Genomic DNA, 18,779 nt, shown 5'->3' on the forward strand with positions numbered 1-18,779 from the left:
TCTGAGTGGTGTTGATGTGACGAGTCATATCCTTTGGTCGTCTCACGGGGCTGGTTCCTTTCGATTTACGAGGGAACAGATTAATGCAGTAAGAGTGGTACCCAGTATTTATGACGAATCAACAAAAATTGACCACTTTTTATAAGTTTAGGGAATATCTGGATAAAATCCATGTTTGATCTGATTTGATTCGAGCATTGCCAATGCAAGTCACACTATGGGAGATTAGCATGGTATTTTTGTTGGTATTTTCATTGAAATGTAGTGATTTTCTGTGAAATTAATCGATTTAAAATAAAATCACTACATGTCATAGGGTTAAATTGGCAGGTTTAAGAACTCATTTTGAGAAAGTTTGTTGCAGAGAGACGTTCGTAACTTAGAAGGAATAAACTTCATTTTGTTTAATTGACGTGCAATCTCTTGAGGGAAACTTGGCGCGTGTTTCATGTTCATGATTGCACCAGACAATAGAATGCCGTCTGTCGATAAAAGCTGTTTTGCCTGCTCAAGCTGACTGGTCGTTGTCTCACCATAAGCGAGTACAAGTAGGGTTGAGTCGCACGCATTAGCGACGGACTGGGCAGGGATATTACCTTTGTTGACTTGCAAGAGCGGCGACGTATCTATCACGACACGGTCATATTGAGTTAGCCATTGTGCAACCGTATTTTTTAGCATTGTTGGGTCTTTAAATGCCAGCTGAGCAGACGCTTCACGTGGAGCAGGTACGCCAACGAAAAGTCGCTTAGATTCTTTATGTTCGATCAGTTGACCTTGTTGTTCGAGGTTAACCAGTTCCAAGTCATGAAACGCTGGATTAAACAGATTCAAATCGACATACAGGGTTGAGTGACCTGCAAGCATGCAGCGCTCGGCAAATGCGGAAGCGATTGACGTGACGCCGTCACCACTTTGGCAGGCAGTAATGCATGTTGAACGGTGTCCATTCAGCTCTGATGTTAAGTAGAGCTTCTCGACTTCGGCTTGTGTGGCTGAGATAGTCATCATAATGCTCCAATTAATACGATAGTGGTGGTTAGACGTAGAATGTCATCTAGGGTGACACGTGCTTTTTCAATAAAGCTCTCACTACGGTCTGGGATGTAAATCGTATCACCAGCGCGAAGAACGGGTAGGTGATAGATGTTCGCTGTCTTACTGAATTTAATCAGGTCGAATGTACGTGCTTGGCCCTGACAGCAAGACATGTTTACGACAGTAATCTTCTCTAAGTAAGCATTCTCTGTTGGTCCAGCAGCTTCAGCTAATAGATCTAGGATCGTCATATTGTCATTGAACACGTAGCGACCCGGCTTGTTCACTGCACCAAGTACTCGTACCGTTGACTCTTTTGACGTATCCAACCAGTTTTTATCCTTCTCTGGGATGTAAATCGTATCACCAGTGGTTACGCGAGGCAGGATAGACTCATCACCAGTTTCAAAATAGAGCGATAGATTTAACTTACTTACTTTCGCGTAGGGTTTGTCTCTATGAGTCACGCGGATATTGTGAATGTCAGCGTCTTTTGTTGGGCCATCTGCTGCAGACAAAATATCTAAGAAGTGCATATCTTTAGTGAAGCGGTAACGCCCCGGCGCATTTACCTGCCCAAATACATAGATTGATGCATCTGAACTTTGGCGAACCCATTGCGATTTGTTGTCAGATGGGTCTTGCGGTAAGTCATGGATACGTACAATGGCGCCAGCACGAATGAAAGGGAGGTCTTCGCGTGGTGCGCCGTTTTTGATGTAAGCATCCAAATCGAAAACCGTAAGCTTGCGTCCGTTAACGACTTCAATTTTGGTCGTATCTGCACGAAGAGTTGGGCCGCCCACGTGAGCAAGAAGATCCATAAGATCCATTTCGTCAGACCATTCGATACGTCCTGGGCGAACCACTTCACCAATCACATTCACAGCACGGTCTGGTGAAATCTTAAGCCAAGACTTTTCATTCATGTCGGTTTTTTCTGGAACAAAGATAGCATCGCCTGGTTGGATTGCTGGTGGCTTCACGCCACGTAAACCTTCTGTGTAAGCGGTTAAATCAAATTTAAGGACTTGACCGCTGGCTTTGATAACTCGGATCTGGCGTGATTCCGCGAATCGAGTCGGACCACCAGCATTCGCCAAAATGTCCATAAAGGTCGCGCCTTTTTTACCGTCGTACGCGCCCGGTTCAGCAACTTCACCCATTACATACACAGTATTTGCACCCGATTTGATCTCTACTTCTTGTTTAGGGACGAAGATAGTTGAGCCTGGACGCAGTACTGGAAGTAGTGAGTCATCCCCTGTATCCAAGTAACGTTTAAGATTGAAAAGCGTCGGGGTGTTGTTCGAGATAACACGAATCTGTTCAACACCAGCGTAACGTGTTACGCCACCTGAACGCATGATAACATCAACAAGGTCGGTATTTTCTTTGTAAGCAAAAGAGCCTGGCGCGTTAACCTCACCGAATACTTTGATTGAATTGCGAGAGTCGGCGCTATCACCCGAGTTAGCAAGCTTGGCTGCATCAAATTCTTGCTCGATATTACCTACAAGTGGGGACGCAGGAACAAAGATAGAATCAAGTGATTGCAGTTCAGGCAGCTGAGAATCATCGCCCGAATCTAAAAAGCGTTTGTAGTTGAACTCCTTTCTATCAGCGCCGCGTTTGAGAATCAGCTTATCTAATTGCGCACCTGCTCTTAAACCTCCAGCGGCATAAAGCGCCATTTGAACGCTTGAGCCTAGCGACAATGTGTATTCGCCTGGCTGTTCAACATAACCTTGCACTGAAATTAAAATCTGTTGCTCTTTGATGAACACAGTAGCGGTTGATAAATCACGGTAGGTCGTGCTTAGTGCATCGATAACCACTTTTTGTAGTTGTTCGTTGTCGTAACCCGCAACAAATACTGCACCCACCTCAGGTAGAGTAATACGGCCGCGTTTGTCGACTTGGAAACCTCGATTCAAGCTCTCTTCACCGGGCACGTTAACCTGGATGAGGTCACCAACTTGAACAGCATCGCTGAATTCGTCCTCAGCATATACAGGTGAGAAACCAAGAGTTAAAAAGCTCATTAGAGCGATGATCAGAGTTTTCATAGCGAACCTCCCATCATTTCTGCGTTGTCAGGAGAGACAATCTCAATGCTCACTCGACGGTTAGTCAAACGAGTCCCAGCAGATTCACCTTCGAAAAGAGGCACGGTTTCACCAACAGATACTGTTTTGATACGAGTTGGGCTTAGGCCGAAAATAGTGAGGTAACGCTCTACTTGTTTCGCACGGCCTAGCGCTAGTTTATCGTTGTACTCTTCAGTACCCGTGGCATCAGCGTGGCCTGTTACGATCAAATCTAACGTAGGATGATCCTTTAAAATGGTACTCGCTTCAGCTAAATGCCCCATGTACTTAGGGTTTACCTCGGTAGAGTTATGGGCAAATTGGTTGTCGACATTCAGTAGGTCGTAAAGTTGTTCGATAATCGACAGTTGTAATCTGAATTGGGATTCATTCTTAGGCGGTGCGCAACGAGCTTGTGACGTTACATAGTCGAGACGCATTTCTAGATCGATGAGTCGTTTGCGTTGAATCACTAGGTCATTGGCTGCGTCTAGAAGAAGACCACCTTGAAGCTCACGTGCGATGCGGTTTTGTTTCTCTATTGCCTGTACAACGGCTGCGGGAAAGCACCAGCGAGCCCCTTCCTGGATCAGAGAATCCAAATGAAGCTTCGCCAATTGCCAGTCAAATCTTAATCCATGTTCAGGGCCAAGTGGCTCATCAGGCATTACTGGTGAAAAATCAGAATTCTGATAATTGATTGAATCGTAACTTTCTGCCAAGCCTCCTGTGCCATGTTCTGGATAGCTGCTGCAACCCACAACAAGGGCAGACAGGGGGAGGGCTATGTAATGAGTCCATTTTTTCATGCCAACGTCCTTTGAATTTTTTTATTATAATTATGTACATCTTTAGCTTAGTGGAACTTTATGAATTCGCAGCCTTTTTTGAGTTAACAGGGATAGCATGGCCAATGCGAAGTAGGTTCATGATTTCCAGAGGCTGACCAGAAACATTTTCTAAACGCATATTGCGTTCTCGTTCAGTTAGGCGTTTGAACATGTACACGATGGCACCTACGCCTGACGAGTCTAGAAACTGCACTTGGCTGAAATCAATTTCTACCTCAGGGTGAAGGTCGTTTGTAATTACGTCATCAATGTCTGGTTGTGCTTTACGACTGCCTGAAGCATCTAAGTCACCAAAAATTGAAAGAGTTAGCGTTGAATTGTTTAGCTCAATTTTACGTAGTTCCATGATGTCTCTCCTTGAAGCTGTTACTTTTCTTTTCAGTTTCCTTCTATAGTGCAGACTCTGTGCCAATTTTATTTTTGTTAATTTTCAATAGGTTAATAATCATCAGTTCAGTTTCTCAGAATAGGAAAAGACGTTTTCTCAATATGAGAATGAAAAAGAGTGGGCTTCATGGGGTCAACAACACATACGAAATGCAAATGAAACGACGGTAATTATAGTTTTGGTGAGTGTGTCGCATCAGAACCATACAGGCGGTGAAACTTATCTAGGTGCGTTCTTAAATAAAAGCATGACGTTCAATCATGGAATGATGATGACATTAAATAAACTGACTATTGCTACCTTACTGGCCTTTTCAACCCCGACCAGTGCGAACATCCAACCGACCTATCAGGTCATGCTCGCTAACCATTACGATCAACACATTGATATCAACGAGTACTGGCAAAGCGAAAAGCTTGATGGTGTAAGAGCTATTTGGGATGGAGAGCACCTCTATACTCGTAACGGCAATCGTATTTACGCACCAGCTTGGTTTACAGACCCATTACCCCCGATACGTTTAGAAGGAGAACTTTGGGCAGGAAGAGATCGCTTCCACATCGTTCAGTCAACCGTTCTCGATACCACACCTATAGATAAAGCATGGAATCAGATCGAATTTATGCTGTTTGATATGCCCGGTGCTGCCGGCGACTATCAAAAACGTTACTACAACATTATTGACTGGGTGAAACGGATCAAGCGAAAACACATTCACTATGTAGAGCATTACCCGATCGAGAGCGAAGCTGCTCTTTACATGCAGCTGGATAATATTGATAACGAAAAGGGCGAAGGAATCATGCTGCGAAAAATCACCAGCCGTTATCAAGCTGGACGAAGTAACGATCTGCTCAAATTGAAACGGCACCATGACGCAGAAGCGATTGTCGTTGGTTACAAGAGCGGAACTGGAAAATATTCGGGAATGATGGGCTCATTATTAGTTCATACTGAGAAAGGCGTGCAATTCTATATTGGTACAGGGTTCACCGATGAGGTGCGGTTAGACCCACCACAAATCGGCAGTCGAATAACGTTCCGCTACAATGGGTACACACAAAATGGTAAGCCTAAATTTGCCCGTTTTATTAGAGAGAAAGATGAATACTAAAAGAGCCCTTGGTACAGGGCTCTTGGTCGTCATGATGAATAGGCTTCTGGAACTTAGCGCTCGCTGAAGGCCAGCTGAACGGTGTCGTCTTGTTTATGCATCCAGCGCAGCCTCAAACCAAGCAATAGAGCAGCGGAAGATAGGCCCACAATGAAGCCCGTCCAGAAACCGTGAGCTCCCATCGGCTCAACAATCCAATCCGTCATACCTAGAATGTAACCAAGTGGCAAACCTAAAATCCAATATGCGATGAAAGTACGATTGAAGATAGAACGCATATCTTTGTAGCCACGCAGTGCACCCGCTGCGATAACTTGAATCGCATCTGTACACTGGTATACCGCAGCAAATAGTAGCAGTTGCATCGCAATAGTAATAACGGCTTGGTTTTCAGTATAAAGAAGAGCGATCTGCTCACGGAACACAACAGTAATGAATGCTGTCGCAAGAGACATCGCTAAGCCAACTAGGATACCAACATGGGTCGCGATTTTTGCGCCTTCCGTGTTGTTTTCACCAAGCTTGTGACCAACACGAATGCTAACAGCTGCACCAACACTCATTGGTAACATGAACACCAAAGAAGAGAAGTTGATGGCAACTTGGTGTGCCGCAACAATCATAGGACCCAATGGCGCAACCAACAGCGCTACAACAGCAAACAACGTGACTTCAAAAAACAGAGCTGCTGCGACAGGAAACCCAAGTTTAAACAGACGCACCTGAGCTTTTAACTGCGGCTTATGGAACTGACCGAATAGGTTAATCTTAGAGAGGCGCTTTGATGTCATCACATAACCAAGAAGTAGGGCAAACATCACCCAATAAACAATGGCCGTTGCTACACCACAACCAACACCACCGAGTGCAGGGGCACCCAGTTTGCCGTACACGAACATCCAGTTAAGAGGGATGTTGAGCAACAAACCGATAAAACCGATTACCATCGCAGGCTTGGTTAGCGACATACCATCTGTGAAGCTGCGAAGCGTCTGAAATAACAGAAACGCAGGAACGGCATACATTACAGCATGCATGTAGCCATTAGTTTTTGCTGCCATCAGCGGTTCGACGTCCATCAAATTGAGAATGCCTTGGGTTTGAAATAGCACCCCAACAATTGGTATTGAGATAAGCAGGGCCATTACAGCGCCTTGTTGAATCTCAAAGGAGATCTTTTCTTGGCGACCAGAACCATTCAGTTGTGCAACCACAGGAACAAGAGCCATCAACAAACCGACACCGAACAGAATAGAAGGCAGCCAAATACTGGCAGCGATAGATACCGCAGCCATATCGATGGCGCTAACACCACCGGCCATCACAGTATCGACAAAGCCCATACCGGTTTGGGCAACAGAGGCTATGAGTACCGGTGTCGCGAGTTTTATTAAGTTTGATGCTTCTGTTTTGTAACGATGCACAAAGGACTCCAGCTAGAAGATAATAAGATTAGATACTTAGGGATGGACATTCAGAATGAATCAGAGATACTGATCGTAATGCGCCACTGGGCGAATAATAAAGAAATGTCACTACAACTGCTATGAAAAACTGTGACGTGACAACACAAAACGGGAATATTATGTTTACAGGTATCGTGCAAGGTATGGCGACCTTAGTTGCTATAGAAAAGAAAGAGATGTTCCAAACTCATATTATTGAGCTGAGTGATGACATGGTCGAAGGCCTGACAATTGGTGCTTCTGTAGCTCACAACGGGTGCTGTTTAACGGTAACGGAGATCAACGGAACTCGAATCTCTTTTGATTTGATGCAAGCAACGTTAAGGCTAACCAACCTTGGCCGTTTGAAAGAAGGCGACTTGGTTAACGTTGAGCGCGCTGCAAAGTTCGGTGATGAGATTGGCGGCCACAGCATGTCAGGGCACATCACTCTAGTCGCAGACATCGTTGATGTGATTAAGACAGAAAATAACCGCACAATTTGGTTTGAGCTGCCTCAAGAATCAATGAAGTACGTATTGAGTAAAGGTTACATCGGTATCGATGGCTGCTCACTCACCATTGGTGAAGTAGAAGAGAATCGTTTCTCAGTTCATCTCATTCCAGAAACTCTCCATCGCACCCTGTTTGGTAGCCGAGAAGTAGGCGACCAAGTAAACATTGAGTTTGACCCGCAGACGCAAGCCATTGTTGACACTGTAGAGCGTGTATTGGCGAATCAAAATAGATAATTCAGCTATACAGGCAACAATAATCGAATCAAAAAGAGCACGTCATTACGTGCTCTTTGTTTTAGTAAGCTCGGTAGCCTTATGGTGAACTAAAATACTTGTTCGTCGTCGGCATCAATAGATAAATTGATTGTGTTCCTTACTTCATCGACTTGCATGTCGAGATGGATCGCATTGCAACAAGCAGGGCAGTCATCATAAAAGTCTTGGCTTCCATTTGAAGCATCAAGAGTTATTCCGATAGAGTGTCCGCAGTGTGGACAAGACACGTACTTTTCAGTGTAGTTGTTCATGATCGAATCTCCTCACAGCAACTTAAACAGCCAGAATCTTCTGAACATGTGCTTCCGTTTGTTCTAGATAACTCCCGCCAAACTGATTGCAATGATTGAGAAGATGGTACAAGTTATAAATGTCTTTTCGAATATTATAGTCGACGTCGAGCGGAGCGACGCTCTGATAGCCTTGATAAAACTCTTCTGGAAAACCACCAAACAATTCCGACATCGCAATATCACATTCACGGTCGCCCCAGTAACATGCAGGGTCATAGCAGATAGGACCAAATGCAGATGTCGCTACATTACCGTGCCAAAGGTCACCGTGCAGTAGAGAAGGCGTTGGGTTGTGGCCAGCCAACTTAGTATTTACAACATCAACAATCTCATCAATATCCCCAAACTCAATGCCTTTCTCTTTAAGGAGTTGCAACTGAAAACCGATACGTTGCTCCGAGAAAAAGCGTCCCCATTTTTTATGCCAAGGGTTGGGCTGTAGAGTGCTGCCGATATAATTGTCTTGGTCGTAACCAAACTCTTTTTGTTCTCCCCAAAGATGGAGCTTGGCGAGTGCAACGCCAAAATCAAAGCCGTTGTTGCCAGTATCCAGTGGTTTAGTCGGTAAGTAATTGAGGATAATAAAAGAGCTTTCTTTAGTGGTACCTATCAGCACCAGTTCTGGCACGTAAACGGTAGAGGTATTTCGCAATAATCGTAGGTTTTCAGCTTCAATTTCAAACTTATTAATAAACTCTCTTTGGTTCACTTTAACGAAGTAACGTTCATTACCATCAGTAATCATGTAGCAATCGTTAATCTCACCACCTGATACCTTTACGCGCTCGGTAATTGGGAAGTTAAAAAGAAGGGTGTCTGAAAGTTGTTGAGAAATGGCCTGCCACATAGGAAATCCTCAAAGAACGTGGGTATACGCAATAGTTTAGGATAAATTTCCACTATTTATAGACGTATGCGTCAATGTTCTTAGTTGTTATTTGCTCTTAAGCCAAGCAATTACGAGAATTGTGACCTTTAGCCCCAATCTTAAACATCGTTCTATAACTGCGAGAATGGAATCAATCTCACAATTGAGACGACCTATAAACCAGATTGCTGTTAAAGCTCGAATCATTTGTGTAAATCAATTTGTGATTTAAAAAACTATGTTTTAATGAATCAAGTCGCGATAAGAGACGAACGTTTGGTTTAATCTGTGAAAGTACACTGTACTTGGCTCGCAACGTAAACCCGGAAGTTACTACTTCTGAGTTAATTTTGAGCATTTAGACGCAAGGTCGAGCGATTTATTAGCAAATCAAACAATTAGTTAATGACAATACTGAGAGTTCGCCTAGTATTGTAGGTTATCGTTGTGACGAATTTACCATTGAGCTTAAACGGAGAAGTATTGTGGTTGTAGAAACCGATGGTTATTTAGCTTTGATTGAACACTTGTCGTTTAATTTGGATGTATTTACAAGTGACAAAGGTGATACAGGCTCAGAGAGTGTTGAAGATATCGTAACTGACATGATTTCAACGAATATCATGGCGATTTTTGAACAAAATCCTGAGATGCACTCCAGTGTTCGATTCCAGTTGCTGAAAGAAGCGGATGCCGTTGTTGCCGACCTAGGTGAAGTGTTAGCGGGTGTTTGGGCTAAGAAAGCAACCAATGAACAAATTGTTTTTCTAGACGAGTATATCGCTCTTGTGAAAAATCTATTTGATACGGCAGTTGCTACGTACGACTAAAACGAAACTCGACTCACTCAGAGTAATTGGCGGATAGTTCAGTTGACGTTCGCCAATACCTATGCCTCATACTCTGCCTGACCAGGTTAGAGTCTTCTAAAGTGCCAAAATGCTGAAGCCCAGTAAGGGTTATCCAGTCTTGAAATAATCACGCCCTTAGACGTCGAAGCATGTAAGAACTGTTTGTTGCCCAGATAAACGCCTACGTGTCTTACCTTTGGTGACGTTTTGAAAAACACCAAATCACCACTCTTAGCTTGCTCGTAAGCTATCTCAACTCCCTGTTTACTTTGATCTAGCGTTGTTCTTGGTAATGCCTGTTGGGTTGCATTGAGTACTGCAACCTGAACAAATGCCGAACAATCTATACCGTTATAGGACGTGCCGCCAAAGCTATAGGGAACACCTTGCCACTCTTTATAAACGCTCATGTACGCTTGAGTCGTTTGTTTCTCTTGTGGTGAAAGTACTTGGTTGTTTGGCGCAGGATCGTTGAAATCAGGCGACGAAGAGCATCCTACGACACCTATTATTGCGACTGATAATATAACTCTTTGAATTAATTGCAATCTGTAACTCTTCTGAAAAATTTATGAAATATAAGTGTCATAAATGAAACTTAGTATACCGAGCTTAGAAAGGATGCCACACACCGTACCTAAATCGGAACAACAATGCCTGATAAAAATGTAACTAATCAACCCGCTCGTTTTACTTTTTCTCTCATACAAACCGTCAGCAGTATCTTCTGTGTAATCTTACTGCTTGTTGTCTTTCTATCTATGGTCAGCATAAAAGGGGTCGAGCGAGTTGGCGGCTACTTTGAGACGCTTTCTGAACAAGTATTACCGCTTGCACTCAATAATGCCAAGCTGACACAAAATGTACTAGAGCAAGTTAAATTATTGGGTTACAGCACTCAGTCTTCTGACCTTACACAGCTCAATTCAACCAAATCGTCAATTCAAACACTCTCCGACGACTCAAACGCTATGTTGCAAGAGTTGTTGTTAATCACGGAACATTTTCCTGACGCTATCTCACCACAGGAAAAAGAGCAGCTTCTCTCAGACATGACGCAACTACAAGCTATGACATCTCATGTCTTAACCATGCAGATCGACATTCAAGCCAAACAGAGTGTTATCAATAAGCAAGTTGAGCCATTTCGTTATGGCGTGAGCTCTGCAGGGCCAGAAATGAGCCGCATTAGCTCTTTCTTAGCAGAAGGTAACCCAGAGTCTACGGATGCTGCGAATCGTTTCGTGTCGAGTGTAAGCGCGATGGAAAGTTCATTCTTGATGTTGATGATGCACGAAGAGATGGATAAAGCGGAATCTGAGTATCGACAGTTGCGTAACCGCTTGGCGGGCATGAACCTCGCTTATGATGACTTTTCTGAGTGGCACCCGGATGTGAAAGATTTCACAAGCCTTGTCGCCGCATATCAGATGGTATCTGACGGATTTGAGGAACAGGGAATCATTAAAAACATACTAGCCAGACTTGCCTTGGTAGAAGAGCAAAAGCAAGAACTTGCTCAAGTGATGGCAACTGCAAACCGAGTGATTATAAGCCTCAACACCTTGTCTGAAGAGGCATCAAACCTGATCGACGAGAGCGAATCGGTAGTAAATAGCACGATCAGTAACATTGATAGAGTGTTACTTATTAGCGGTACAGTAATCACTATGATCATTTTGATTTCCGGGTTCGTGCTTCAACGTTGGGTTAACAAAGGGCTTAAGAACATTAAGCAGCACTTGGCGCTATTAGCTGAACATGATTTTTCAAAGAAGTCGGAGCCTAAAGGTCCATACGAACTGCAAGTTATTACCTCAAAGCTCAACATAGTGGTGGGATCAACGGCGGAGTCGGTCAGTTCGGTGACTCGTAACTGCGAAACCCTCTATCAAACTGCCGAGGTAAGTCATGATGCAGCAGAACAAACCAACCAAAGTTTGAACGCGCAAAATGAGTCATTACAAAATATGATTACGACGATCACTCAATTAGAGGCATCGATCAGCGAAATTGCGCGTATATCGAATGCGTCAAACGACGACGCGCAATTGGCTGAGACCGAATCGGTGAATGGCAGCCAAGTGGTCGGTCTGAACCAACAGCGATTGCATGCTCTCGAGAAAACACTCAGTGTCAATGAAGAGTCGATGGATGAACTCGATGGTCGCGTAAAGCAGATCCGCGAAATGGTAGATATGATCAGCGGCATTGCCGAGAACACAAATTTGCTGGCACTCAATGCAGCGATTGAAGCAGCAAGAGCCGGTGAGCAAGGTCGAGGCTTCGCGGTGGTCGCAGATGAAGTCCGTAAACTGGCGAGTGGTACTTCCCAGCAAACGACCAATATCCGCAGCATGATGACGGAGCTAATCGCAGCCGCTGATCGTTCTAAGGAGTCTGTGATTGAATCACGCAGTGAAATGGCCAACGCACTTCAAACGAGCAGTGATGTTAAGCAAGCATTCGAGAAGATTGAGGTCGCTGTTGCTCAAATCAAAGGACGTGTTGAGCAAATCATGGTGGCGACAGAAGAGCAGGCGCGTGCCACGGTTGATGTGACACAATCAATTACACGAGTTTCTGAGCAAGGTGAAAACACCAAGATGCAACTGGAGTCGATGATCGAAAGTTCAGAGCAGGTTGCAGATATCGCGGGGCACCAACAAGCGATGCTACATAAGTATGTTTTGAGTTAAAGCCTTTCAAGTAAGTTAAATACTTAGTTCTGTTTGATGAAGGGCTGGCGCAACATTTTGTCCAATCGTTGCTCTTTACCATCTTGGATTTCAGGAACGCCTATTTGAACTTTATCGTGTCCAAGTTGGGGCTGTGCGCGATAGGTTTTAAACCATCTATCCCAGACTGATAGAAAGAAACCGAAATTAGAGTGGGTCTCTTTTACAATCACAGAGTGGTGAACACGATGCATGTCTGGCGTCACTATCCATTTGCGCAAAACTTTGTCTATCGCCAGCGGTAGTTTAGCATTGCTGTGGTTAAACATCGCACTCGCATTCAAGACGATTTCAAAGATAACAACTGCCAGCGCAGACACGCCGAGTAACATCACCAAGCTGATCTTAATCAACATTGATAGAATCATCTCAATTGGGTGAAATCGTGTTCCTGTGGTGACGTCAATATCCAAATCAGCATGATGAACACGGTGCAAACGCCATAGTATTGGGATTCGATGAAATACCAGATGTTGTATGTAAATAGCGCAGTCCAACAATAAAACGCACAGTATCACGACCAAAGGCGTTGGAAGCGAAATCTGGTTGAACAGGCCCCACTGGTTTTGTTCGGCAATGAGCGCAGATTGGAACGCAGCAATGGGAATCAAAGTGGCGAGTAGCACGCTATTGAGCGCCACTAGAGCAAAATTATTACCCCAACGGAACCATTTGTTCTGGGTAAGTTGCTTACGTGGAGAATACGCTTCCCATAAGGCACAGCCGACAAAAGCGGTGACAAAGCAGGCAAGGCGAAGCAAAGAGGGGTCTTGCATAGGAATTCCTTCTATCATTATCCATTCACTCTAAGTACAATCGCACCACTTTTCTAGAGCTATCGTTAAACACCATGAGAATTCACGCTTTTCACCACCTTTATCAACATCGTTTGTCCCTCTCTACTCGACCTTTTAAAGCGCGAGGCTGTAAGGTGGTACGCTGCGCATACTGTAAGATCGAACAAGGTCACTGTATCTGTGACCATCAGCCTGATATTGAAACCAATGTCGCGACTATGTTGATCTTATCCGATAACGAAGTTCTTAAACCGAGCAATACGGGTCGACTCATTGTGGACACCGTCAAAGACAGCCACGTCTACCTTTGGCACAGAACCGAGCCAAATCCAGAGATGCTCGCTGTCTTAAAAGACGAAAAATACCAACCGGTAATCGTGTTCCCTGAAGACTATACGGACGATAAGAACCGAGTGGTTCAAGATCTTCCATCAATGCGCGATTCAAATAAAACACTACTGCTGATCTTTATTGATGGCAGTTGGCGCGAAGCTCGTCGTATTTTCCGCCGATCAGAGTATCTGCAACACCTACCTGTGTTATCTATTGAGCCAGAATCAGTGTCACAATACATGATGCGCAAGTCGGACAACGAGCAGCATTTATCAACGGCAGAAGTAGCGAGTTTGGTATTGAAGCAAGCTGGTGAAGAGCAGGGCGCAAAAACACTACAAATGTGGTTTGAAGCGTTTAGAGAGAGCTACATGCTAAGTAAAACCCGCTACAAGTCGGACCAAACAAAACCTAGCTTAAATGCTTATATCGATTATTGTGAAAGTGAGACGTCGCTCTAAGCCTGACACCGCATGTGCTGACAACTTGTTCAAACGGACCCAATCAGAGAATAAGTTTGTCATCTATCACGGTTTGTAGGGGGAGTGTTATGGATAATAACCCGCAGTGACTTTTATATTGTCCCAGATTTAGGGAAAAATTGGAGAGATTTGATGTATTACGGCTTTGATGTTGGCGGCACTAAGATTGAATTTGGTGCATTCAATGAGAAACTAGAACGTGTGGCAACAGAACGTGTGCCAACACCTACAGACTCTTACCAGCAGTTGATCGACACGATCGCTGGCCTAGTTGAGAAGTACGACAGTGAGTTCTCATGTGAAGGTAAGATCGGTCTAGGTCTACCAGGTATGGAAAACGCGGACGACGGCACAATGTTGGTTGTTAACGTTCCTGCTTCAACAGGTAAACCACTACGTAAAGACCTGGAAGCTCGTATTGGCCGTAGCGTTAAAATTGAAAACGACGCAAACTGTTTTGCACTTTCAGAAGCTTGGGATGAAGAGCTTCAAGACGAACCATCAGTAGCAGGTCTAATCCTAGGTACTGGCTTTGGTGGCGGCTTAATCTTTGATGGTAAGGTGTTCTCAGGTCGTAACCACGTTGCTGGTGAACTTGGTCATATGCGTTTACCGCTAGATGCATGGCTTCACCTTGGTGAAAACGCACCGCTTCTAGGCTGTGGTTGTGGTAAGAAAGGTTGTTTGGATAGCTACCTATCTGGCCGTGGCTTCGAGTTAATTTACGAGCACTACTTTGGCGAGAAGAAGAAAGCTATCGACATCATCAAAGCGCACGCTGAAGGTGAAGACAAAGCAGTAGAGCATGTAGAGCGCTTCATGGAGCTTCTAGCTATCTGTTTTGCTAACTTATTTACTGCACTGGATCCACATGTAGTTGCACTGGGTGGTGGTCTATCAAACTTCGAATTGATTTACGAAGAGATGCCAAAGCGCATTCCAAAGTACCTGCTTTCAGTTGCTAAGTGTCCGAAGATCATCAAAGCGAAACACGGCGATTCAGGCGGTGTTCGTGGCGCTGCATTCCTTAACCTTAAGTAATTCTTAGGTTAAATCGACGAAATGAAAATGCCGCAATCTCTGAAGAGGTTGCGGCATTTTTTATTGTTTGATGTTCAAAACGAGCAATCAGAATGAAGAAACTAAGAGCTACTTGTTCTTTTTACCAACACCCAAGTTTTCTTTTTGCTTCAGTGTAAGCTTTGTGAAGCCTAGCTTACGGAAGTAGTTATCTTGGTAGTTACGAACCGCTTTAGTATCTGAAATCAACTCAAGCTGTTGCTCTGTTTTTAAATACTCAGTGATGTCGATGCCTTCAGCCGCAGCAACAGCTTCTTGGATCGTGCGGTGTTGTTGTTTTGAAAACAGCAACTCTTTGTCTTCATCTTTATAGGTATACAGAATAGTACGAGCCATGGTGCTCTCCAGTTGAATCTAGGATTTTCGCGAACTCTACAGAAAATCTTACACACTCTCAAGGTTAAGGCGGAATTAGTTGTTTAGTAAAGCAAACCTAAACCGAAAATAATGGCGAAAGGTTATTATATAGGCTGTTTAATGCGTGGAGATAAAAAAGCGAAGCTATAAATAGCTTCGCTTTTGATGCCGTTAGATACGTCCTTGAAGTGGAATAACGGTTACGGTTTCACCAACTTTAACCGTATCAACAGAAGGAGAGATCTCAATCAAGCAGTTTGCTTCGCTCATTGAACGTAGAATGCCAGAGCCTTGCTTGCCTGTTGTGCGGACTTCGAGTTGACCGTGCTCGTTCATGGAGAACACACCGCGGCTAAATTCAGTACGGCCTTGGCGAGAACGAAGTTGTTCTGTCGCAATCGCATTCGCTTTCACTGGTGTCCAGTTTGTCTGGCCTTGGAGTTTACGAATCGCTGGCTCAACAAAGTTGATAAAGGAGACCATTACCGCCACTGGGTTACCCGGTAACCCGAAGAAAGGTGTTTGCTCAATCTTACCGTAAGCAAGCGGGCGACCCGGGCGCATGTTGATACGCCAGAAGTTAATCTCACCCAACTCATCAAGAGCAAGCTTAATGTAATCAGCGTCACCAACCGACACGCCACCAGACGTTAGGACCATGTCTGTCTCTAACGCAGCAGAGTGCAGAACTTCCGTCATTTTTTTCTGGTCGTCTTCGATGATGCCGTAATCGACAATTTCACACCCTAGCTTCTGTAGCATGCCAATAATGGTGAAACGGTTTGAGTCGTAAATAGAATTCGCTTGCTGCGGAGTGCCAGGAGCTTGAACTTCATCACCGGTAGAGAAGATACCAACCTTAACTTTGCGAAGAACAGGGCAGGTTGCAAAACCTAGCGACGCCATCATGCCCATTTCAGGTGCTTCAATGCGTGTGCCTTGCGTAAATACAGCTTGGCCAACCGATAAGTCTTCACCCGCCATACGAACATTTTGGCCTACATCGATTTTTGCTTCAGGGAAACGAACAAAATCACCATCTTGAACCGCTTGCTCACGCATGATGACAGTATCACCTGCAATTGGTGTTGGTGCGCCCGTCATGATTTTAACCGCTTGGCCTTTTTGAATCTCTTGGTCATAACTGTGCCCAGCGAAAACCTCAGCGACAACATGGTACTGTTCTTGGTCAAGATCGTCACCACGGATAGCGTAACCATCCATTGCTGAGTTTGTGTTTTGCGGAACGTTAATTGGAGAAACAACATCTTCAGCTAACACGCGACCATAAGCGGATTCAACCGCAACGTTTTCGCTGAGCTGTTCTGTAGTGATGCTGTCTAAGATCTTCTCTTGACCTTGTGTGACACTCAAACCCGCTGGTGAGAAAGAGTCACAACACACTGCCGGTGCTTTCGATGGTTTTGATTGGCAACTGAGTGAGGTTGGATTGAAGTCTTTTGCGTAGTTGATAATAAAGTCGCGAATCGATTCCAGATCATTAATAGACATTTGAGGAAGCTCAGATTCAACTTGAGTATCAGCTGCAATAGCTATGATGTTGCTGTCGTTCGAGTACAACCAAGGTTTACCAACTTCTTCGCGGTGCAGCTCTATCTTAGGAAACGCAATATTTTTACACCCTTCAACCAGAATGAGATCCAATTTGTCTGTATCGAAGCGAGTCAGTAAGTAGTCAAAATCGGCTTCAGCTTCAGGGGTCTCAGTCATCAACACATGACGTTTTCTAGAAGATATCAGCATTTGGCCAGCACCTGCTTTGCGTAAGCGATAGCTATCTTTACCAGGCTTATCGACATCAAAATCGTGGTGCGCATGTTTGAGAACACCAATGCGCAGACCTGACTCGGTCAACATTGGCAGCAGAGCTTCAAGTAGAGTTGTTTTTCCAGTGCCACTGTAGGCAGCAAAGCCTAGTAGCGGAAGGTTAGGGCGTTGTTTTGAATCATTCATTATTGAAGCGTACCAAATTGGGTGAGTTCTTCTGGTGTATTAAGGTTTACGAAGCAGTTTGGCGAGTCGCTAAAGTCGACAAACTCGGTAACACAATCTTTATAGAGCAGAATGATCTTGCGATCGCCACGCTCTAGGAATGCTTCTAACCTAGGTAATACGCGCTTATGGAATAGAGTAAATACTGGCTGTTTAAATTCGCCGTCGTGAGCAACCAAAATATCGCTATCAGGGTTAACCGCAGCACAGAAACGAGCGACTAGATCTTCGTTGATTTGCGGGCTGTCACAAGGAACAAAGCCGACCCAGTCGGTGTCGGCATTTTTCAGTCCTGCATGGATGCCGCCTAGCGGTCCTGGATAATCAGGAAAGGAATCAGAAACCACAGGCGCGAAGTCTTGATAGCGCTCTTGGTTGCGATTGGCATTAATGGTGATAGAGACGTTTTGTTGCGACAATTTGTCGATAACGTATTGAATAAGTGGACGACCGTTTAACTCGACGAGACCTTTGTCGCGTCCACCCATTCTGCTCGCTTGTCCGCCAGCTAAGATAACCCAACTAGTTTGCGTTGGAAGCAGCATAAATATTCTCTTGTGCTTTGTCTTTTTTAATAATTTGCAGCAATGGTGATTCAGTCAAAGAGTTATCTTTAATCCACCACTGCTTTTTGCATAGATCGGTCAGAGCGTTGGTTTGGTGGCTTGTTATCACCAAACTTGCGCCACGTTGAAGAAGATCTTCGGCCATAATGACCAATCTTTCAATAGATTCTTTATCTAATGATGCGCTTGGTTCGTCCATAAGTAGGATAGAGGGTTTTAAAATCCAGGCCCTTGCCATCGCGACTCGTTGACGCTCCCCGCCAGATAGAACAGAGATGTGTTCATCGGCTAGGGTCTCTAAACCTACCATTCTCAACGCATTGATTATTTGAGCTCGCTTATCTTTTTGTGACTCTTTGTTAAAACGAATGCCATAAGCGACATTTTGATAGACAGTGCCATCAAACAAATAAGGCGTTTGATGTAGGTAGATAATGTCTTTGAATTTAGAGCGAGGGAATAGGGTACCTTTCCAACTATGATGCGCTGTTTGGATTTTTCCTGACGTCGGTTTTACTAAGCCAGATAAGATTTTCAATAGGGTCGTTTTACCGACGCCATTGTCGCCCTTTAAATAGATCGCATCGTTTGGACCGATGGATAGTTCAGGGATATGAAAAAGAACGCGCTCTTTGTAGCGCATTGAAACTTGCTGCGTTGTTATTTTTATACTCATGACAG

Annotated in this window: 19 protein-coding genes; 6 read left to right on the forward strand and 13 right to left on the reverse strand. The window is 44.4% G+C overall.

Annotation, left to right across the window (positions count from 1 at the left end; genetic code table 11):
- Positions 1-318 precede the first annotated feature (318 nt).
- From VFDL14_RS21110 to VFDL14_RS21095, 4 genes are read right to left on the reverse strand one after another with little or no spacing between them, the layout of a single operon-like run.
- Positions 319-1,008: a tyrosine-protein kinase family protein gene (locus tag VFDL14_RS21110; RefSeq protein WP_032549004.1), complete on the reverse strand. Its 690-nt coding sequence runs from the start codon at positions 1,006-1,008 to the stop codon at positions 319-321.
- Positions 1,008-3,083 (reverse strand): SLBB domain-containing protein, encoded by a 2,076-nt coding sequence (locus tag VFDL14_RS21105; protein ID WP_419177359.1) that lies wholly within the window; start codon positions 3,081-3,083, stop codon positions 1,008-1,010. Before VFDL14_RS21105 ends, VFDL14_RS21110 begins: the two co-directional genes overlap by 1 nt.
- A 20-nt stretch (positions 3,084-3,103) precedes the next feature.
- Positions 3,104-3,937 (reverse strand): OmpA family protein, encoded by an 834-nt coding sequence (locus tag VFDL14_RS21100; protein WP_032549006.1) that lies wholly within the window; start codon positions 3,935-3,937, stop codon positions 3,104-3,106.
- 58 nt (positions 3,938-3,995) lie between these two features.
- Positions 3,996-4,325 carry an STAS domain-containing protein gene (locus VFDL14_RS21095; RefSeq protein WP_032549007.1) on the reverse strand — a complete coding sequence of 110 codons (330 nt, stop codon included), beginning with the start codon at positions 4,323-4,325 and terminating at the stop codon, positions 3,996-3,998.
- 313 nt (positions 4,326-4,638) lie between these two features.
- Here VFDL14_RS21095 and VFDL14_RS21090 point away from each other — a divergent pair, with 313 nt between their 5' ends.
- Positions 4,639-5,481: a DNA ligase gene (locus tag VFDL14_RS21090; protein ID WP_032549008.1), complete on the forward strand. Its 843-nt coding sequence runs from the start codon at positions 4,639-4,641 to the stop codon at positions 5,479-5,481.
- Between the two features lie 53 nt (positions 5,482-5,534).
- On the opposite strand, the gene VFDL14_RS21085 is transcribed toward VFDL14_RS21090, so the two are convergent.
- Positions 5,535-6,905, reverse strand: a complete 1,371-nt coding sequence (locus VFDL14_RS21085) for an MATE family efflux transporter (RefSeq protein ID WP_032549009.1) — start codon at positions 6,903-6,905, stop codon at positions 5,535-5,537.
- A 161-nt stretch (positions 6,906-7,066) separates the two neighbouring features.
- Here VFDL14_RS21085 and VFDL14_RS21080 point away from each other — a divergent pair, with 161 nt between their 5' ends.
- Positions 7,067-7,678 carry a riboflavin synthase gene (locus tag VFDL14_RS21080; protein ID WP_032549704.1) on the forward strand — a complete coding sequence of 204 codons (612 nt, stop codon included), beginning with the start codon at positions 7,067-7,069 and terminating at the stop codon, positions 7,676-7,678.
- 89 nt (positions 7,679-7,767) lie between these two features.
- Here VFDL14_RS21080 and VFDL14_RS23780 read toward each other — a convergent pair whose 3' ends face one another.
- Positions 7,768-7,971, reverse strand: a complete 204-nt coding sequence (locus tag VFDL14_RS23780) for a CPXCG motif-containing cysteine-rich protein (RefSeq protein ID WP_084181786.1) — start codon at positions 7,969-7,971, stop codon at positions 7,768-7,770.
- Between the two features lie 22 nt (positions 7,972-7,993).
- Positions 7,994-8,860 (reverse strand): fructosamine kinase family protein, encoded by an 867-nt coding sequence (locus VFDL14_RS21075; protein WP_032549011.1) that lies wholly within the window; start codon positions 8,858-8,860, stop codon positions 7,994-7,996.
- A gap of 506 nt (positions 8,861-9,366) precedes the next feature.
- Here VFDL14_RS21075 and VFDL14_RS21070 point away from each other — a divergent pair.
- Positions 9,367-9,711, forward strand: coding sequence for a DUF3802 family protein (locus tag VFDL14_RS21070; protein ID WP_032549013.1), 345 nt, complete (start codon positions 9,367-9,369; stop codon positions 9,709-9,711).
- A gap of 86 nt (positions 9,712-9,797) precedes the next feature.
- On the opposite strand, the gene VFDL14_RS21065 is transcribed toward VFDL14_RS21070, so the two are convergent.
- On the reverse strand, positions 9,798-10,280 hold the full coding sequence (locus VFDL14_RS21065) for a C40 family peptidase (RefSeq protein WP_032549015.1): 483 nt from the start codon (positions 10,278-10,280) through the stop codon (positions 9,798-9,800).
- A gap of 105 nt (positions 10,281-10,385) precedes the next feature.
- Here VFDL14_RS21065 and VFDL14_RS21060 point away from each other — a divergent pair, with 105 nt between their 5' ends.
- The gene (locus VFDL14_RS21060) at positions 10,386-12,431 is read left to right on the forward strand and encodes a methyl-accepting chemotaxis protein (RefSeq protein ID WP_032549016.1); all 2,046 of its coding nucleotides are present in this window, start codon (positions 10,386-10,388) and stop codon (positions 12,429-12,431) included.
- A 23-nt stretch (positions 12,432-12,454) separates the two neighbouring features.
- Here the strand turns inward: VFDL14_RS21060 and VFDL14_RS21055 are convergent, their stop codons facing one another.
- Positions 12,455-13,246 carry a sterol desaturase family protein gene (locus tag VFDL14_RS21055; RefSeq protein WP_032549017.1) on the reverse strand — a complete coding sequence of 264 codons (792 nt, stop codon included), beginning with the start codon at positions 13,244-13,246 and terminating at the stop codon, positions 12,455-12,457.
- A 74-nt stretch (positions 13,247-13,320) separates the two neighbouring features.
- Here VFDL14_RS21055 and VFDL14_RS21050 point away from each other — a divergent pair, with 74 nt between their 5' ends.
- The gene (locus VFDL14_RS21050; RefSeq protein WP_084181788.1) at positions 13,321-14,061 is read left to right on the forward strand and encodes a tRNA-uridine aminocarboxypropyltransferase; all 741 of its coding nucleotides are present in this window, start codon (positions 13,321-13,323) and stop codon (positions 14,059-14,061) included.
- A 153-nt stretch (positions 14,062-14,214) separates the two neighbouring features.
- A complete protein-coding gene (gene nagK, locus VFDL14_RS21045) occupies positions 14,215-15,123 on the forward strand; it encodes an N-acetylglucosamine kinase (protein WP_032549018.1) in 909 nt (302 codons plus the stop codon).
- Between the two features lie 108 nt (positions 15,124-15,231).
- Here the strand turns inward: nagK and VFDL14_RS21040 are convergent, their stop codons facing one another.
- The 4 genes from VFDL14_RS21040 to VFDL14_RS21025 form a co-directional block, all read right to left on the reverse strand.
- On the reverse strand, positions 15,232-15,498 hold the full coding sequence (locus VFDL14_RS21040) for a DUF2960 domain-containing protein (RefSeq protein WP_032549019.1): 267 nt from the start codon (positions 15,496-15,498) through the stop codon (positions 15,232-15,234).
- A 192-nt stretch (positions 15,499-15,690) separates the two neighbouring features.
- Positions 15,691-17,493 (reverse strand): bifunctional molybdopterin-guanine dinucleotide biosynthesis adaptor protein MobB/molybdopterin molybdotransferase MoeA, encoded by a 1,803-nt coding sequence (locus VFDL14_RS21035; protein ID WP_032549020.1) that lies wholly within the window; start codon positions 17,491-17,493, stop codon positions 15,691-15,693.
- Complete coding sequence (gene mobA, locus VFDL14_RS21030) at positions 17,493-18,077, reverse strand: molybdenum cofactor guanylyltransferase MobA (RefSeq protein ID WP_032549022.1); 585 nt, start codon at positions 18,075-18,077, stop codon at positions 17,493-17,495. The genes VFDL14_RS21035 and mobA overlap by 1 nt, the downstream gene beginning before the upstream one ends.
- Complete coding sequence (locus VFDL14_RS21025; RefSeq protein ID WP_032549024.1) at positions 18,055-18,774, reverse strand: energy-coupling factor ABC transporter ATP-binding protein; 720 nt, start codon at positions 18,772-18,774, stop codon at positions 18,055-18,057. Before VFDL14_RS21025 ends, mobA begins: the two co-directional genes overlap by 23 nt.
- Positions 18,775-18,779: the final 5 nt, after the last annotated feature.

This window comes from Vibrio fortis, assembly GCF_000695685.1.
In the GTDB taxonomy this organism is placed as follows: Bacteria; Pseudomonadota; Gammaproteobacteria; order Enterobacterales; family Vibrionaceae; genus Vibrio; species Vibrio fortis_A.

Coding starts and splice junctions, on each gene's coding strand:
- VFDL14_RS21110 (WP_032549004.1), bottom strand. CDS start 1,008: ATGACTATCTCAGCCACACAAGCCGAAGTCGAGAAGCTCTACTTAACA.
- VFDL14_RS21105 (WP_419177359.1), bottom strand. CDS start 3,083: ATGAGCTTTTTAACTCTTGGTTTCTCACCTGTATATGCTGAGGACGAA.
- VFDL14_RS21100 (WP_032549006.1), bottom strand. CDS start 3,937: ATGAAAAAATGGACTCATTACATAGCCCTCCCCCTGTCTGCCCTTGTT.
- VFDL14_RS21095 (WP_032549007.1), bottom strand. CDS start 4,325: ATGGAACTACGTAAAATTGAGCTAAACAATTCAACGCTAACTCTTTCA.
- VFDL14_RS21090 (WP_032549008.1), top strand. CDS start 4,639: ATGACATTAAATAAACTGACTATTGCTACCTTACTGGCCTTTTCAACC.
- VFDL14_RS21080 (WP_032549704.1), top strand. CDS start 7,067: ATGTTTACAGGTATCGTGCAAGGTATGGCGACCTTAGTTGCTATAGAA.
- VFDL14_RS23780 (WP_084181786.1), bottom strand. CDS start 7,971: ATGAACAACTACACTGAAAAGTACGTGTCTTGTCCACACTGCGGACAC.
- VFDL14_RS21075 (WP_032549011.1), bottom strand. CDS start 8,860: ATGTGGCAGGCCATTTCTCAACAACTTTCAGACACCCTTCTTTTTAAC.
- VFDL14_RS21060 (WP_032549016.1), top strand. CDS start 10,386: ATGCCTGATAAAAATGTAACTAATCAACCCGCTCGTTTTACTTTTTCT.
- VFDL14_RS21055 (WP_032549017.1), bottom strand. CDS start 13,246: ATGCAAGACCCCTCTTTGCTTCGCCTTGCCTGCTTTGTCACCGCTTTT.
- VFDL14_RS21050 (WP_084181788.1), top strand. CDS start 13,321: ATGAGAATTCACGCTTTTCACCACCTTTATCAACATCGTTTGTCCCTC.
- nagK (WP_032549018.1), top strand. CDS start 14,215: ATGTATTACGGCTTTGATGTTGGCGGCACTAAGATTGAATTTGGTGCA.
- VFDL14_RS21040 (WP_032549019.1), bottom strand. CDS start 15,498: ATGGCTCGTACTATTCTGTATACCTATAAAGATGAAGACAAAGAGTTG.
- VFDL14_RS21035 (WP_032549020.1), bottom strand. CDS start 17,493: ATGAATGATTCAAAACAACGCCCTAACCTTCCGCTACTAGGCTTTGCT.
- mobA (WP_032549022.1), bottom strand. CDS start 18,077: ATGCTGCTTCCAACGCAAACTAGTTGGGTTATCTTAGCTGGCGGACAA.
- VFDL14_RS21025 (WP_032549024.1), bottom strand. CDS start 18,774: ATGAGTATAAAAATAACAACGCAGCAAGTTTCAATGCGCTACAAAGAG.